Annotated in this window: 12 protein-coding genes; 3 read left to right on the top strand and 9 right to left on the bottom strand. The window is 54.8% G+C overall.

The annotated features are described in order from the left end of the window. Positions 1-121 precede the first annotated feature (121 nt). Positions 122-1,399, top strand: coding sequence for a stationary phase inducible protein CsiE (gene csiE, locus EHV07_RS17125; protein WP_147199212.1), 1,278 nt, complete (start codon positions 122-124; stop codon positions 1,397-1,399). Here the strand turns inward: csiE and EHV07_RS17130 are convergent. Next, positions 1,382-2,536, bottom strand: a complete 1,155-nt coding sequence (locus tag EHV07_RS17130) for a 3-phenylpropionate MFS transporter (protein WP_147199214.1) — start codon at positions 2,534-2,536, stop codon at positions 1,382-1,384. The two genes, csiE and EHV07_RS17130, sit on opposite strands and share 18 nt — an antisense overlap. A 121-nt stretch (positions 2,537-2,657) precedes the next feature. Next, a complete protein-coding gene (glyA, locus tag EHV07_RS17135) occupies positions 2,658-3,911 on the bottom strand; it encodes a serine hydroxymethyltransferase (RefSeq protein WP_147199216.1) in 1,254 nt (417 codons plus the stop codon). Between the two features lie 334 nt (positions 3,912-4,245). Between glyA and hmpA the strand changes: the two genes are divergently transcribed. Further along, a complete protein-coding gene (gene hmpA / locus EHV07_RS17140; RefSeq protein WP_147199218.1) occupies positions 4,246-5,430 on the top strand; it encodes an NO-inducible flavohemoprotein in 1,185 nt (394 codons plus the stop codon). A 113-nt stretch (positions 5,431-5,543) separates the two neighbouring features. On the opposite strand, the gene glnB is transcribed toward hmpA, so the two are convergent. The 5 genes from glnB to purL all read right to left on the bottom strand — a co-directional run bounded on the left by glnB (position 5,544) and on the right by purL (position 14,110). After that, positions 5,544-5,882, bottom strand: coding sequence for a nitrogen regulatory protein P-II (glnB, locus tag EHV07_RS17145; RefSeq protein WP_125289509.1), 339 nt, complete (start codon positions 5,880-5,882; stop codon positions 5,544-5,546). Between the two features lie 141 nt (positions 5,883-6,023). Continuing rightward, on the bottom strand, positions 6,024-7,358 hold the full coding sequence (glrR, locus tag EHV07_RS17150; protein ID WP_147199220.1) for a two-component system response regulator GlrR: 1,335 nt from the start codon (positions 7,356-7,358) through the stop codon (positions 6,024-6,026). Then, entirely contained in the window at positions 7,355-8,077 is a 723-nt protein-coding gene (qseG, locus tag EHV07_RS17155) for a two-component system QseEF-associated lipoprotein QseG (protein ID WP_147199221.1), read from the bottom strand. Before qseG ends, glrR begins: the two co-directional genes overlap by 4 nt. After that, a complete protein-coding gene (locus EHV07_RS17160) occupies positions 8,077-9,507 on the bottom strand; it encodes a HAMP domain-containing sensor histidine kinase (protein ID WP_147199223.1) in 1,431 nt (476 codons plus the stop codon). Before EHV07_RS17160 ends, qseG begins: the two co-directional genes overlap by 1 nt. 715 nt (positions 9,508-10,222) lie before the next feature. Further along, on the bottom strand, positions 10,223-14,110 hold the full coding sequence (gene purL, locus EHV07_RS17165; RefSeq protein WP_147199225.1) for a phosphoribosylformylglycinamidine synthase: 3,888 nt from the start codon (positions 14,108-14,110) through the stop codon (positions 10,223-10,225). A 268-nt stretch (positions 14,111-14,378) separates the two neighbouring features. On the opposite strand from purL, the gene mltF reads away from it, so the two are divergent. Beyond that, positions 14,379-15,836 (top strand): membrane-bound lytic murein transglycosylase MltF, encoded by a 1,458-nt coding sequence (mltF, locus tag EHV07_RS17170; RefSeq protein WP_147199227.1) that lies wholly within the window; start codon positions 14,379-14,381, stop codon positions 15,834-15,836. A 198-nt stretch (positions 15,837-16,034) separates the two neighbouring features. Here mltF and tadA read toward each other — a convergent pair whose 3' ends face one another. Beyond that, positions 16,035-16,517, bottom strand: a complete 483-nt coding sequence (gene tadA / locus EHV07_RS17175) for a tRNA adenosine(34) deaminase TadA (protein WP_371419699.1) — start codon at positions 16,515-16,517, stop codon at positions 16,035-16,037. A 67-nt stretch (positions 16,518-16,584) separates the two neighbouring features. Beyond that, on the bottom strand, positions 16,585-17,223 hold the full coding sequence (yfhb, locus tag EHV07_RS17180) for a phosphatidylglycerophosphatase C (RefSeq protein ID WP_147199231.1): 639 nt from the start codon (positions 17,221-17,223) through the stop codon (positions 16,585-16,587). Between the last annotated feature and the right edge of the window lie 171 nt (positions 17,224-17,394).

Here is a 17,394-nt window from a genome sequence, read left to right on the forward strand (position 1 = left end):
ATTCCTTTCACCTGTTAGCAAAAATTCTGTGACCTGCCTTAAAAGCTAAGAATAAATCTGGCGTCTCAGGACGCAGCGGGAGGCAATCACGCTATTCTTAGCGATGTTACTTTAACTGGGAATGCAGAAGATGATTTTACCGCCATCAGCGCCTGCTGCACTTTCCAGTCCGCAGCGTCACTGCCATCTGCTTTTGCTATTTTATCTTCCGAATGCCGCTGTCACGCTGGAGACAATCTGCAAGGTGAACAGCGTGGATGATTCCACTGCCCGGCAAGATATAGCGGAGGTGGCAGCAAAAATCCAGCACTATCATCGGCTTGTCCTGCGCCAGGAAGCAAGCGGACACTATGGTCTTATCGGCGCTGAACTGGATCAGCGTCTTTGCCTGCTGCACTGGCTGCGCCGTGCACTCCGGCTGGTACCCGATTTCGTTCAACAACAGTTTTCTCCGGCCCTGAAGCAGCATCTGAAAAGGATGCAGACGGAAAAAGCGCTTTATGATGAACATAACCTCCAGGCGCTGGTACAGCATTGTGCACTGGGACTTTCCCGTGATTTCAGCAGCCGCGATCGTCAATTTTTACAGCTTTTTATACAGCACTCGCTCTGTCGCCGCGCCTCTACCGATTTTACCGACTCGCAGCGCAGCTGGCTGAACGGGCGTGCAGAACATCAGCTAGCGGAAGAAATCGTGCGCCACTGGCAAAAACGCTGCCATCCGGCACCTGACGCCAGTGAAGTCTGGTTATTTGCTTTACTGCTCAGCCAGCTTCATGCGCCGGTGACCACAGAAATCCGTTATGATTACGAGAGGGAGTTACTGGCGGGGGTCAGAGAGATGATTGCGCATTTTCAGGCGCTGTCTGCTAACCGCTTTTGTAATGAACAAGGGCTTTGTGACCGCCTCTATACCCATCTTGCGCAAGCGCTCGAACGCTGTCTGTTTGGCATCAGGATTGATAACAGCCTGACGGAAGAAGTTCCCCGGCTTTATCCCAAATTACTGCGCACCACTCAGGCAGCAGTAAAGGCTTTTGAACAGCGCTACAACCTGACGTTTTCACCGGAAGAACTCGGCCTGATTGCGATCCTTTTTGGCGCGTGGCTGATGCAGGAAAATGTTTTGCAGGAGAAGCAAATTCTTTTACTGACAGGAAAAGATGCTGCACTGGAAAAGGAGGTAGAACAGCAGCTGAGAGAGCTGACGCTGCTGCCTCTGAATATCAAGTATCTTGACGTGGCAGAGTACCAAAGCAACAGCGCGCCAAAAGGCGTGGCGCTGGTTATTACGCCTTACGCCACGCCTCTGCCGCTCTATTCGCCGCCGTTAATCCATGCCGAGCTGCCATTGCAGCCCCATCAGCAACAGCGTATCAGGCTACTGCTGGAGTCCTGAAGGTTGCAACTTGGGACGCAGCAGCAAGGCGGGCACCACCAGCGCTGCCATCACCCAGAACACGTTGCCATGCAAATGCTGAAACAGGACGCCGCACACCATCGTCATCACCGCAATACCGCCGCCCATTGCCAGCGCTGAATAGGCAGACTGCAAGCGAATAACCTCGCCCCCTTGCCGTGCAGCAATAAAGCGCATCGCGGCCAGATGGCAAATGGTGAAGCTGCCGCAGTGAAGGATCTGCCCTACCACCAGCCAGGGCAGTGACGTGGTTGAAGCAAGCAGGCTCCAGCGGACGATTGCGCAAACACCTGAAAGCAGCAGAAGATCGCGCGCGGTCCAGCGGCGGAATAAGCGATTGCTTGCGGCAAATACGACGATTTCTGCCACCACGCCCAGCGACCAAAGATAGCCGACGATGCTGGCGGAATAGCCAGCCTCCTGCCACCAGATGGCGCTGAAGCCATAATAGGCCGCATGTGCGCCCTGCATCAGGGTAACGCAGAGTAAAAACCGCCAGACGGCATTTTCCTGAAGCAGCTGCTTCCACTCCGGCCAGCCCGCTTTTTTGCTTTCCCGTTCATCACCTTGCGGCATAACCGAAGGACGCAGCAGCATGCCGGCCGCCATCGCGCCCACGCCAATGCAAAGCATAATGAGGATTGCCTGATAAGAGAAGGCACTGACCAGCGCGCCCGTCAGCGCGGAACTGATAACAAACGCCAGCGATCCCCACAGCCTGACCGGGCCATATGCCATAGCAATCTGCCGCTGCCATGTGGCTGCCAGCGCATCGCTCAGCGGCACCAGGGGTGAAAAAAGCAGGTTAAAACCGATCATCACCAGCAGCAGCCAAATCCAGGAGGCCTGGATAAAGAAACCCAGCGTGAATAATAGCGATAATAACGCCAGCAGACGTAGGGCGGTAATCAGACGGGAAGGATGAGTAATGCGGGAAGCGATCAGCAAGCTACCGATAAAACGAGAGACCATGCCCACGCCTAACAACAGGCCGATTTTTTCTGCATCAAGCCCTGAGCCCTTTAGCCAGACAGCCCAGAACGGTAGCCAGACGCCGTAGGCAAAAAAGTAGGTGAAGTAGCCCAGGCCGAGCCACCAGGCGGAACGGATTGCCATTTTCCCTCCGGCAAACGAATTTAGCGTGCAGATTTTCGGGCGCTCAGATCAATTAACGGGACGTTAAGTCCCGTTAATTGATCACTGCCTTCCCTGCCGGATAGCAGGGAATCGGGCATGATTAAGCGTACACAGGGAAGCGTGCGCAGATTTCCAGAACCTGCTTCTTCACGCGTTCAATGGTCGCTTCATCGTTGATATTGTCAAGAATATCAACGATCCAGCCAGCCAGTTCGCGTACTTCAGCTTCTTTAAAGCCACGGCGAGTCACGGAAGGCGAACCGATACGGATACCGGAAGTCACAAACGGGCTTTTCGGATCGTTAGGTACGCTGTTTTTGTTAACCGTAATGTTCGCACGGCCAAGAGCTGCATCAGCTTCTTTACCGGTCAGGTTTTTATCAACCAGATCCAGCAGGAACAGGTGGTTATGAGTTCCGCCGGAAACCACTTTGTAACCGCGCTCCAGGAAAACTTCCACCATCGCTTTGGCGTTTTTAGCAACCTGCTGCTGGTAAACCTTAAACTCAGGCTCCATCGCTTCTTTTAACGCGACCGCTTTACCGGCGATAACGTGCATCAGCGGGCCGCCCTGGCCGCCAGGGAAAACAGCAGAGTTCAGTTTTTTATACAGATCTTCGTCGCCGCCCTTCGCCAGGATCAGGCCGCCGCGTGGACCAGCCAGCGTTTTGTGCGTGGTCGTGGTCACGATGTGTGCGTGTGGCAGCGGGTTAGGATAAACGTCTGCGGCGATCAGACCCGCAACGTGCGCCATATCGACAAACAGGTAAGCGCCGATGCTGTCAGCGATTTCACGCATTTTTGCCCAGTCACAGATGCCTGAGTAAGCAGAGAAACCACCGATAATCATTTTCGGCTTATGCTTCTGCGCCTGTGCAGCCAGATCGTCGTAATCGATTTTGCCGGTTTCGTCGATACCGTAAGGCACAACGTTATACAGTTTGCCGGACAGGTTTACCGGAGAACCGTGGGTCAGGTGGCCACCGTGCGCCAGGTTCATCCCCAGAATGGTGTCGCCCGGCTGTAGCAGCGCGGTATAAACGGCAAAGTTGGCCTGCGAGCCAGAATGTGGCTGCACGTTAGCGTAATCGGCACCGAACAGCTCTTTGGCACGATCGATAGCCAGTTGCTCAACGATATCAACATATTCACAGCCGCCGTAATAACGCTTGCCCGGATACCCTTCGGCATATTTGTTGGTCAGCTGAGACCCCTGCGCCTGCATAACACGCGGACTGGTGTAGTTTTCTGAAGCAATCAGTTCGATGTGCTCTTCCTGACGCACTTTTTCCTGCTCCATTGCCTGCCATAACTCGGCATCATAATCGGCAATATTCATATCACGCTTTAACATCCGCTTCTCCTGACTCAGCTAACTAAATATTCGGCATTGAACGGCCCGTTTGGGCGAAGGCCAACAGTGTAAACTGTTTTACCCGTTAAGGGATAGCCGGAAAACACCCTTTTTACGCAAACGATTGGCTTCAGCACTGGCGTGGGTTGTTCAATAATTTTACATGATTCCGCGATCGGATATTTCCTCATCATCCGGATGTGATTTTTTCACTTTTACACAGCGCCCGTGGTGAAAGATGCCCTTATGTCAAAGAGGGATATTTACAAACTGGCCGCAGCTGCTATAAGATGCATTTAAAATGCATGTTTTAAATTTTCCTCAGGAGCACGCCATGTTAGATGCCCAAACCATCGCCACGATTAAAGCCACCATCCCTGCCCTGCTGGCGACAGGCCCTCGCCTTACCGCTCATTTTTACGACCGCATGTTCGCGCACAATCCCGAGCTGAAAGAGATTTTCAATATGAGTAACCAGCGCAATGGTAATCAGCGGGAAGCGTTGTTTAACGCCATTTGCGCCTATGCGGGTAATATTGAAAATCTTGCCGTATTACTGCCTGCGGTGGAGAAAATCGCGCAGAAACATACCAGCTTTGCCATTCAACCCGAGCAATATCAGATTGTGGGCCAGCATCTTCTGGCGACGCTGGATGAAATGCTCAGCCCGGGCCAGGAAGTGCTGGACGCGTGGGGCAAAGCTTACGGCGTTCTGGCAGGCGTGTTTATCCAACGGGAAGAAGAAATTTATCAGGCGGCGGAAAGCAAAGTGGGAGGATGGCGCTCGCCACGCGCTTTCCGCATTGCTGAAATCACGCCGCAAAGCGAGGTGATTAAAAGCTTTTTGCTCAGCCCGGTTGATGGACAGCCTGTCGCCGACTATCAGGCTGGCCAGTATCTGGGCGTCTGGTTACGCGATAAAAGCTTTGCTAATCAGGAAATTCGTCAGTACTCACTGACTCGAGCACCGAACGGCAGGGATTACCGTATTGCCGTGCGTCATGAGCCAGGCGGGACGGTTTCAGGCTGGCTGCATCAGCATGCTCAACCCGGTGACGAAGTGCATCTGGCTGCTCCGGCGGGTGACTTTTTCCTCACTGTTGAGCCGAAAACGCCGGTCACCTTGATTTCCGCAGGCGTGGGTCAGACGCCCATGCTGGCGATGCTTGACGTGCTGGCTGCGCAAAACCATCCCGCGCCTGTGCAATGGTTCCATGCAGCTGATAACGGCAAACGGCACGCTTTTGCTGAAGAGGTGGCCGCTTCCGGTCGCCGCCTGGCGCATTTTACTCAGCATATCTGGTACAAAGAGCCGCTGCCGCAGGATACGGGCCGTTTTGACAGCGCGGGCGTGATGGATCTGTTACCGATCGAAAGCAAGCTCAGCGATCCTGACATGCATTACTATCTCTGCGGACCGTTGGGATTTATGCAGCATATCGCCGGGCAGCTGCTGCAAATGGGCATTGAGGCGGAACGCGTTCACTACGAAGTGTTTGGGCCGCATAAGGTGATTTGATGATATGGCATGATGCAGCCTGAAACTTAGCAGGCTTACTCAGACAAAAAGGGGCGACTGTTTTGCGACAGTCGCCCCTTTGATATTCATAAGATAGTGCAGGCACAAGAAAATCAGATGGCTTCTTCGTCTTCTTCGCCAGTACGGATACGCACCACGCGCGCCACGTCAAAGACGAAAATTTTACCGTCGCCGATTTTACCGGTTTGTGCTGTTCTCATGATGGTTTCAACACAGGTATCAACGATGTCATCAGCAATCACGATCTCGATTTTTACCTTCGGCAGAAAGTCGACCATATACTCCGCACCGCGGTAAAGCTCAGTATGACCTTTCTGACGACCAAAACCTTTCACTTCAGTAACGGTCATACCGGTAATCCCGACTTCGGCCAGCGCTTCACGCACGTCGTCGAGTTTGAATGGTTTGATAATTGCATCAATCTTTTTCATGACAGACCCTTTTCATTCCCTCGGCAACCGGAGGGTAATCTTTAATCAGTATATGTGCCACGGACAGGTTCCGCCGTGCGGGCTGCCTCTTTTTCCTGAGACTTAAGCTACCATAACCCGATGCCGAAGGCAGTGAAAAAACTATTCTTTAAAATCAGATGCATCCAGCTCGTGGCGCGACAGCAGCTTATAGAATTCTGTGCGGTTGCGCCCGGCCAGACGTGCGGCATGTGTCACGTTGCCTTTGGTCATTTGCAGTAGCTTACGTAAGTAGTTAAGTTCAAACTGGTTTCTGGCTTCCGCAAAGGTCGGCAGCGCGGTATTTTCGCCAACCAGCGCCTGCTCCACCAGTGCTTCGCCAATAACCGGTGCTGAGGTTAACGCAACACACTGCTCAATAACGTTCACCAGCTGACGCACGTTGCCTGGCCAGCTCGCTGCCATTAACCGTTTCATAGCATCGGTCGAGAAGCTGCGCACAAAGGGTTTGTGCCGCTCTGCCGCCTGCTTCAAAAGATGATTCGCCAGCAGGGGAATATCTTCCGCGCGCTCGTGCAGCGCCGGAATTTTCAAACTTACCACGTTTAGGCGATAGTACAGGTCCTCACGAAACTCCTGCTTTTCCATGGCCTTAGGCAAATCCCGATGCGTTGCCGACAGGATACGGACGTTAATATCTAAATCGCGATTGCTGCCCAGCGGACGCACCTTGCGCTCCTGTAATACGCGCAGCAGTTTGACCTGTAACGCCTGCGGCATATCGCCGATTTCATCAAGAAACAGCGTTCCGCCTTCTGCTGCCTGAAACAGCCCTTCTCGCTGACTGACCGCGCCGGTAAAGGCGCCTTTGGCATGACCAAAAAGTTCAGATTCCAGCAACTGTTCCGGAAGTGCGCCACAGTTGATGGCGATAAAGGCTTTACCCGCTCGCGGGCTGGCAGCATGGATTGCCTGTGCGAGGATCTCTTTACCCGTTCCGCTCTGTCCGTTAATTAACACGCTAACGTCAGACTGGGCCACCATCCTTGCCTGTTCGAGCAGGCGCAGCATAATCGGGCTGCGGGTAACGATGCTTTCACGCCACGCATCATCACTGGCTGGCGCACGGTGCGCTAAGGCCTGGTCGATCGCGCTGTAGAGCGCATCGCGGTCAACAGGTTTAGTCAGAAAGCTGAAAACGCCCTGTTGGGTTGCCGCAACGGCCTCCGGGATCGATCCATGCGCAGTAAGAATGATCACCGGCATGCCGGGCGAGATCTTCTGGATCTCAGCAAACAGCGCAAGACCATCCATTTCATCCATTTTTAAGTCGCTGATGACCAGATCGATTTTTTCACGCTGAAGCAGGCGTAACGCTTCAGGGCCACTTGGGGCCGTGAATACGCTAAATCCCTCGCTGCCGAGGCGCATACCTAACAGTTTGAGCAAGCTGGGATCGTCATCAACCAGCAGAAGATTGGCCGATTTTTTTATCATGGCTGGGTGGTTTCCTCAGAGCTTGTCTGAGCTCCGCTTCCCGCGGCGCTTTTGTCAGAATGATTATTGTCAGCATTATCCGCCGAACGGCGTGTGGAAAGCTGGCGCTCAATATCGGTTAGCGTTTCCAGCTTGCGACGCGTCAGTTTCAGCTCGTTGGTCAGCGCTACCTGCTGCTGGCGCAGGGCATCCAGCTGCGCATCGCTGTTTTGCTGCAAATGATGATAGCGGGTGCGCTCTTCCGACAGCTGAAGCTGCGCAGCCTGGTTATCGCGCCATAGCTGGATCAGCGCTCTTACTGAATCAGGATAAGCCAGGCTGAACGTATCCAGCCGCAGCATGTACTGGCGTCTTTCGACAGGCGTCACGTTTCCATTTGCCATCAGCACGCCCTGCCGGAACGCGCTCTGCCAGTTATCATCAGACCAGCGTCGTGCTTCTGCCCTTGCCTGAGCTGGCGCAAGCCTTGCCGCGCAGTCTGTTGCCCGCAGCCAGTACAGCGCATTAGTAACCGTTTTTTGGTCATCAAGATCCCACAGCCGGTCGCAATCAACTGCCTGATAGTCAATCACTTTTACCTCGGGCACCACCAGCTTTAGCGGTTCACCCGTCACGGTTTTATTCGCTGTCTGGCAACCAGCCAAAAGCACCACCATAAAGGTGGCGGTGATTGCGTTGCCGAAAACGGTCAGTGCGGCACTAAAAGGAGGCTTTCTCATTATTTGTTCTTTCCGGCAATGGCATTGAGTTCAATTCTGAAACAAACATCGGCCTCTTTACTGGTCACCAGTTGAAGATCGCCCTGTAAACGATGCAGGCAGTCTTTGGCAATGCTAAGCCCCAGTCCGCTCCCCTTCACCGCGCCTTTGCGCTGCTGACTTCCCTGAAAAAAAGGCTCGAAGATCATCGCCTGCTCCGTGATGGGGATTGGCGATCCGCTGTTTGCCACGTCAATAATGACCTTGCGGCCCTGCTGCTGACTGCGGATCCAAATGGTACCGGATTCACGGCCGTAGTGTATCGCATTCGAATAGAGATTATCGATGGCCCGCGCCAGCAGCGTCGCTTCCGCCCGGCAGGCTTTTGCCTCAAGCACGATTTCAGTGCGCATCATTTTTGCCCGGGCAGTCAGGCTGTGGCTGTTAACAATGCCTGCAATCAGCGGCTCAAGCTCTACCGGCTCCAGCGATATCTGGGCTTCCGTCAGTTTGCGATTGTAGTCCAGCAGCTGCTCAATCAGACGCTGTAAGTGGCGGCTGCTTTCATCCAGAATGCTGACCACCTCCTGCTGATCCGAGGTGAGCGGGCCCGCTACTTCATCCGCCAACAGTGCAGTGCCTTCGCGCATGCTGGCAAGCGGGGTTTTCAGTTCGTGTGAGATGTGACGAAGAAATTCATGGCGCTGTGATTCCAGCCAGGCGAGCCGCTCGCTAAGCCATAAAATGCGTTGTCCCAGCGAACGCAGCTCACGCGGGCCTTTCAAAGCCAGATTATGTCCTAACGTACGGCCTTCACCGAGCCGGTTTATCATGCGTTCGACGGCCTTAACCGGCCCAATAATCATGCGCGTAAACAGTACCACCAGCCCCAGACTGAGCAAAAACAGGATCAGCGCCTGCCAGCCGAAATACTGTCCGCGCTCGGCGATTTCACGCTGTAATTGTAAACCGCGCGAGAACACCACTTCTCTGGTCGACTGCACCAGCTGGCCGTTGGCTGTTGAAAATTTCTCAAGGCGGACTGAGGCGCTCTTTACGGGATTACTGTTTTCGCAGGTGATTTTACCGAGCTGAGTCAACGACTGACGGAGTGATTCATAAAGTCGCGAGTCTGGCAGAACGGCGGCGTGCACATCCAACAGCTGAGCATATTTAGTGCGCTGAGTCTGATAGAGATTAGCCAGCATGGGGTCGTCCAGCACGCAGTACTGACGGTAGCTGCGTTCGAGTTCAAGCGCGGTACGGGCCATCGCTTCGCTGCGGCGAACATCGGTTAAGGTTGTGCGATTAGTCTCTGCTGCGCGATCGCTAAGGGCTGAGAGGCTTTCCCAGGCTTGCCACGCGAGCACCAGCAGCGGCAGCAGAACCAGCAGAAACGCCATCAGCACCAGCTGACGCAGAGAACGGGGGAATAAACGCCATGTTTTCACGGGACACTCTCAGTTAACGAACTCACCCGATGCTAGCTGAGTGTGGCGAACGAAGAAAGTCCTGATACAAAAACGAAAAATGGCAGATTTTCATCTGCCATTCGCGCCGTGACGAACTCGTTCATCACGGAAAATAGGTGGTGCCTAACTCAACGTTACGCCCGATGCTTGATAAAGACGGAAGTCTGTTATCGGTTTGGTGGGCGGCAGGCACCGTATTGTGCGTCATTCGGGTTGTTATGAAGCGCTTGTCCGCTTGCGCAGGGCTGTCATAACCAGGTGAATGAGCCACTGCGGTAATTATAGCAATATCCATGCCAGGTTTAACAGCAAATTTATCATGCTGATTACTATAAGATTTTCTTTAACTGAATAAATGGGGCGTGGCGCAGCTTACCCTCTGGCAAAAAAAGTGTCTCCAATTGGTAACACCACTGCATAAGCCTGCAACAACCTAATAAAATCAGCACTTTATATGTCTCAATTTAGCGACATCTTATTGGCAGTATGTCGTGATTTTGCGACATATTCTCAGATAAGGCTGGAACCGCCCCGTTTTCAACACAAATTTTAGCGTCGTATGCCAGACAACAGGCAAAAAAAACGAACCCGTAAAAGCAGGGTTCGTTATCAACGGCTCGAAACTCAAAGCGAGAGGGGCAAGGGCCAGCAGCGGCCTCAACCCGAAGATTCAGCCGGCAAACTCGTTACAGCCTCAGCCCAGCTGCTTGCGCGCATTGCGGAAAATGCGCATCCACGGGCTGTCTTCGCCCCACTCTGCCGGATGCCAGGAGTTGCTGACGGTGCGGAATACACGCTCCGGGTGCGGCATCATAATGGTGACGCGACCGCTTTCGTTAGTTACCGCAGTGATCCCGTTAGGCGAGCCGTTCGGGTTGGCCGGATACTGCTGAGTGACCTTACCGAAGTTGTCTACAAAGCGCAGGGCAACCAGGCCCTTATGCTCCAGCTGAGCCAGATGCGCTTCATCGCGGACTTCCACAAAGCCTTCGCCGTGTGAAACCGCAATCGGCATCTGCGAGCCGACCATACCATCCAGTAACAGAGAGGGGCTGGCCGCGACTTCTACCAGGCTGAAACGCGCTTCAAAACGCTCGGACTGGTTGCGCACAAAGCGCGGCCAGGCTTCGCTTCCCGGGATCAGCTCACGCAGGTTGGACATCATCTGGCAGCCATTACAGACACCCAGCGCCAGCGTTTGCGGACGATGGAAGAAGGTTTCAAACTCATCCCGCACGCGCTCGTTAAACAGAATGGATTTCGCCCAGCCTTCACCCGCACCCAGCACGTCACCGTATGAGAAGCCGCCACAGGCAACCAGCGTCTGGAAATCTTCCAGACCCCGGCGTCCGGCCAGCAAATCGCTCATGTGCACATCGACCGCGTCAAAACCTGCGCGGTGGAATGCCGCCGCCATTTCAACATGGGAGTTCACGCCCTGCTCACGCAGAACCGCAACTTTCGGACGTGCGCCTGTCGCAATAAACGGTGCGGCGACGTCTTCTTCCGGCTTGAAGGTCAGTTTGACGTTCAGGCCGGGATCGAGATCGTTTTTCTTCGCTTCGTGCTCCTGATCGGCGCAGTCTGGGTTATCGCGCAGGCGCTGCATCTGCCAGGTGGTTTCTGCCCACCAGGTACGCAGCGTGGTACGGCTTTCGCTGTACACCGCAGAGTCACCTGACGTGATAACAAAACGATCGCCCTGAAGCGCGCGGCCGAGGAAATGCACGCAGTCGGCCAGGCCGTTGTCGGCAAATACCTGCTCAACCTGAGCACGGTCAGCCGCTGCAACCTGGATCACCGCGCCCAGTTCTTCGTTGAACAACGCGGCCAGCGCGTCACTGCCCAGCGAAGCGATATCGGCTTCCACGCCGCAGTGACCGGTGAAGGCCATTTCCGCGAGCGTTACCAGCAGGCCGCCATCCGAACGGTCATGGTAAGCCAGCAGTTTACCTGCGGCCACCAGCGCCTGCATGGCGTTGAAGAAACCGGACAGCTGCTGTGCATCACGAACATCGGCAGGTTCGTCGCCTAACTGACGATAAACCTGGGACAGTGCCGTTGCGCCCAGCGCGTTAACGCCTTTACCAAGATCGATCAGCAGCAGCGCATTATCTTCCTGGGTTTGCAGCTGTGGCGTAACGGTACGACGAACGTCTTCTACGCGAGCAAAAGCAGTAATCACCAGCGACAGCGGAGAAGTCATCTCGCGCTGTTCGGTGCCGTGCTGCCAGCGGGTTTTCATCGACATAGAGTCTTTACCCACCGGAATGGTGATGCCCAGCGCCGGACAAAGTTCTTCACCCACCGCTTTTACCGCTTCGTACAAGCCGGCATCTTCACCCGGGTGCCCTGCCGCCGCCATCCAGTTAGCAGAAAGCTTAATGCGCTTCAGCGAGCCAATTTGCGTCGCGGCAATATTGGTAATCGCTTCGCCAACCGCCAGTCGGCCAGAAGCCGCGAAATCCAGCAACGCTACCGGCGCACGTTCGCCCAGCGACATCGCTTCACCGTAGTAGCTGTCCAGGCTGGCAGTGGTCACCGCACAGTTAGCTACCGGGATTTGCCACGGGCCAACCATCTGGTCACGCGCGACCATGCCGGTGACCGAGCGGTCGCCAATGGTGATCAGGAAGGTTTTTTCCGCCACGGAGGGCAGATGCAATACGCGATGCACCGCATCGGCCACGGTAATGCCTTCGCGCGCCAGCGGCTCGCCCTGCGCTTTCAGGCTGCTAACGTCACGCGTCATTTTTGGCGTTTTACCCAGCAGCACGTCGAGCGGCATATCAATTGGTTTGTTGTCGAAATGGCTGTCGTCCAGCGACAGGTGCATTTCTTCGGTCGCTTCACCAATGACGGCGAACGGCGCACGTTCACGCTCGCAAAGCTCGGCAAACAGCGCCAGCTTCTCTGGCGCTACAGCCATCACGTAACGTTCCTGAGACTCGTTACACCAGACTTCCAGCGGGCTCATGCCTGGCTCATCGCTGAGGATGTCGCGCAGGTTGAAACGGCCGCCGCGCTCGCCATCGCTGACCAGCTCCGGCATTGCGTTTGACAGGCCGCCTGCGCCTACGTCATGAATAAACAGAATGGGGTTGTCCTGGCCCAGCTGCCAGCAGCGGTCAATCACTTCCTGACAGCGACGTTCCATTTCCGGGTTATCGCGCTGTACGGAAGCAAAATCCAGATCGGCGTCAGACTGGCCGGAAGCCATGGAAGAAGCAGCACCGCCGCCCAGGCCGATATTCATCGCCGGGCCACCAAGTACAATCAGTTTGGCGCCAACGGTGATTTCACCTTTCTGCACGTGGTCAGCGCGAATGTTGCCGATGCCGCCGGCCAGCATGATTGGCTTATGATAGCCGCGCAGCTCAACGCCGTTGTGGCTGTTCACCTGCTCTTCATAGGTACGGAAGTAGCCATTCAGCGCCGGACGGCCAAACTCATTGTTAAACGCCGCGCCGCCCAGCGGGCCTTCGGTCATGATGTCCAGCGCGGTGACGATGCGATCGGGTTTGCCGAAATCTTCTTCCCACGGCTGTTCAAAACCAGGAATACGCAGGTTAGAGACGGAAAAACCGACCAGGCCCGCTTTTGGCTTAGCACCGCGACCGGTTGCGCCTTCATCACGAATTTCACCGCCGGAGCCGGTCGCCGCACCTGGCCACGGCGAAATCGCCGTTGGATGGTTGTGCGTTTCGACCTTCATCAGAATGTGCGTATCTTCCTGGTGGAAGTCGTACTTATTCTGCGTATCCGCATAGAAGCGGCCAACCTGAGAACCTTCCATTACCGCAGCGTTGTCTTTATAAGCAGACAGCACGTGATCCGGGGTCTTCTCGAAGGTATTTTTAATCATTTTGAACAGCGATTTAGGTTGCTGTTCGCCATCGATAATCCAGTCGGCGTTAAAGATTTTATGACGGCAGTGCTCAGAGTTGGCCTGAGCAAACATGTACAGTTCGATATCGTTCGGGTTGCGCCCCAGCTTTTCAAAAGCGGCCAGCAGATAGTCGATTTCATCTTCCGCCAGCGCCAGGCCCAGCTTGCGGTTGGCCTGCTCCAGCGCCACACGGCCTTCGCCTAAGATATCTACGCTGTTCAGCGGTGCAGGTTCGTGGTGGGCAAACAGCTGTTCAGCCTGAGACAGCTCGCTAAGTACCACTTCCATCATGCGGTCGTGCAACAATGCGGCCAGCTGCGACCACTGCGTTTCTGTGAGCTGAGGCGCTTTTACATAGAAAGCCAGACCACGTTCCAGGCGCAATACCTGAGGCAGATCGCAATTGTGCGCAATATCAGTGGCTTTAGAGGACCACGGAGAAATCGTACCAGGCCGCGGCGTCACCAGCAGCAGGCGACCTTCCGGGATATGTTCGGCGAGAGAAGGGCCGTATTTAAGCAGGCGCTGCAAACGGGCTTTTTCATCACCGTTAAGTGGCGCGCTGACATCGGCGAAATGGACGTACTCAGCGTAAATGTCACTCACCGGCAGGTGAGCGTCCTGAAAGCGGGCCAGCAATTTAGTAACACGAAATGCCGACAGAGCGGGCGAACCACGCAGAATTTCCATCATTAAAGATCTCTCGTCAGAGCGCCGGGCGACGCTTCTTTGGGGCGCAACAGGGAAAACGGGCGCTATTATAGAGAATCCCCGCCCGTTACGAAACCGTTTGCGCAGAATTAATCGGAGAAAGGAATTGCCTGAAAAACGCACAATTCCCGATGAATTCAGTTGCGCAGGGCCACCGAGTTGCGCAAAATGCCCCACGCTCAGGATCCATTAAAGACAACCAATACTGCCGATACAGACAGAAACCTGAGAGCACTCGAGAGATAACCATTTGAAACGCCTGAAAATTAATTATCTGTTTATCGGGTTGGTCACCGTGCTGCTCGCGCTGGCGCTGTGGCCGTCGATCCCGTGGTACGGTGGCGGGCAAAACCAGATTGAACAGATAAAATCGCGGGGAGTACTGCGCGTAAGTACCCTGAACTCTCCGCTGACTTACTACACAGTTAATAAAGCGCCGGCCGGTATGGATTACGAGCTGGCGAAGCGCTTCGCCGATTACCTTGGCGTTAAGCTGCAAATTACCGTCCGTCAGAACCTGAGCGAGCTGTTTGACGATCTGGAAGATGACAAAGCTGACGTGCTGGCGGCCGGGCTGATTTATAACAACGACCGGCTGGCGCGTTTTCGCACCGGCCCGACTTACTATTCCGTTTCCCAGCAGCTGGTTTACCGGATGGGCAAGCCTCGTCCGCCAAATCTGGGCGCATTAAAAGGAAGGCTGACCGTCGCTTCCGATTCCGCGTTTGCCTCAACGCTGCGGGATATTAAGCAAAATCAGTATCCGGATCTCGACTGGGCAATTTCAACCGATCAGAGTCCTAATGCGCTGCTGGAAGCGGTGGCCGACGGCAAGCTGGATTATACCGTGGGTGATTCCGTGTCGATTGCGCTGCTACAGCGGATCCATCCGCAGCTGGCGGTGGCGTTCGATATCACTGAAGAAGAGCCGATTACCTGGTATATGCGGCGCGACGACGACGACAGCCTGAATGCGGCCCTGCTGGATTATTTCAATCAAATGGGCGAAGAAGGCGCGATGGCGCGGCTGGACGAAAAATATCTGGGCCATGTTGGCACTTTTGATTACGTTGATACCCGCACTTTCCTGCGAGCGATCGACGATACGTTGCCGAACCTGCGTCCGCTGTTTGAAAAATATGCCCGTGCGATTGACTGGCGCTTACTGGCAGCGATTGCCTGGCAGGAATCGCACTGGAATCCTCAGGCCACCTCGCCGACCGGCGTACGCGGCATGATGATGTTAACCCGTAATACTGCGGAAAGCCTGCAGGTGAGCGACCGAACCGATCCGGAGCAGAGTATTCGTGGCGGCAGCGAGTATCTGGTGCGGATGATGGAGAAAGTTCCGCCAACAATACCGGATGATGAGCGTATCTGGTTCGCGCTCGCCGCTTATAATATGGGCTATGCGCATATGCTGGATGCCCGTCGGCTGACGGAAAAACAGAAGGGAAATCCGGACAGCTGGGCCGATGTGAAGCAGCGCCTGCCGATGTTAAGCCAGAAGCGTTATTACAGCCTGACGACGTATGGCTATGCTCGCGGGCAGGAAGCGTATAATTACGTGGAAAATATTCGTATTTATCAGCTCAGCCTGGTGGGATATTTGCAGGATCAGGAAAGCAAGCTGGCGCAGAAGGCTGCCATGGAAGCCGAATTGGGGAAAGGCTACCCGACGGTCGATCCGTTGGTGGCGCTAAACTGATCGAGGACACTGGGGTTTCGTATCCCAGACGACCGGAAAGTTTGAAGCACGGGGAACATGGCACGTAAGTAAAGCGTCCCGCGACAGGGACGTCGCGGGCCGAGCTGGCATGGACGCCGCTTTTTGCGTCTTTACGTCGGGCCATGTTCCCTGTGCCTGCACCATTTTTAAAGACGGCGCTGAAACTCAGCGACTGCTTTAATCGCTTTTCTGCGATTCCGCCCGCAGCCTGTCGCGCAAGGCTTTTTTTTCTGCCCGGCGATGGCGGAAAAAATCGCTGAGCATCGCAGCACACTCCCCAGCTAAAATCCCCTGCTCGATTTTAACCTGATGATTCATACCAGGATGCCGTAATACATCGAGCAACGACCCTGCCGCGCCGGTTTTCTCATCATTAGCCCCAAACACCAGTCGCCCAACGCGGCCATGCACCATCGCGCCAGCGCACATCACGCAGGGTTCCAGCGTGACGTAAAGCGTGGTATCCAGCAGCCGGTAATTTTCCAGCACCTTCCCCCCCTGACGCAGCGCCATAATCTCTGCATGAGCAGTAGGATCATGATGGCCGATAGGCCGGTTCCAGCCCTCTCCTATTACCGTTTCGCCCTGCACCAGCACGGCACCAACGGGAACTTCGCCTTCTTCCCAGGCCCGGCGCGCCAGCGTTAATGCATGGCGCATCCAGTATTCATCAATTGTTTCGCTCACCTGAGTCTCCAGCCCAAAAAACGCCGGGCAGTATACCTGTTTACTCAAGCTGTTGCAGTTCACCCTGCGGCGTTACCCGCCAGCGATGCTGGCAAAAGAACAACAACGGGTTGTCCTGCTTGCTGTCGCTGTAGCCACTGTAAAGCTGCAAAGGCGTGCCGATTTGTTCTTCCAGCCTGGCGACCTTTTCATGACCCAAACAGCGCATGGACAGCAAACGACCGCCATAGCCCCTGCTCATCTGGCTGGCAATCAGCTTTACCTTTGGCAGGAACGCCGAATCAAAATAGACCAGTTCGACCAGAGGCTGCGGCGAGCCGGTGATCAGCCAGACATCTGCATCAGAACTGTTGAGATAGTCAGTTAGCCGTTGCTGCACGACCGGAAAAGCAGTCACTCTCTGGCGGAACCACTGTGCAAAAGCTTTTTCACGACGAGCCAGCTTCGACTCACTGTGACCAAAGGTGATCGCCCACAGCAGCAGGCTCATTGGCCAGCGTGCTGCGCGACCTTTCCATAATAGCCCTGCGCCAATGACCGGCAAAAGCGGTGCGACCAGTAACAGATTCAGCGGCTGACGCCACAACAGATAGCGCATAAACGTGCCAAACATATCCTGCTGGTGCAGCGTGCCGTCGAGATCGAAAAACACCACGCGTCGTTCCTGACCAGTTATCAAAATTTCTCCTCTGGGCTTTAACTCCCATCAACCAGCGATAAGGAAAACCGCCATCACCGGCTTACCCACAGCGGAAAGAGGCTGTGCGGCTGCCTGTGACCGGCGCAAGCTCTTAGTGTAGTCAGTAGCGGCTAAGGGATCCGCCAAATCGATTCAGTTCCCAGTCATAAC

The sequence above is a fragment of the Pantoea sp. CCBC3-3-1 genome, from assembly GCF_007981265.1.
Lineage (GTDB): Bacteria > Pseudomonadota > Gammaproteobacteria > Enterobacterales > Enterobacteriaceae > Erwinia.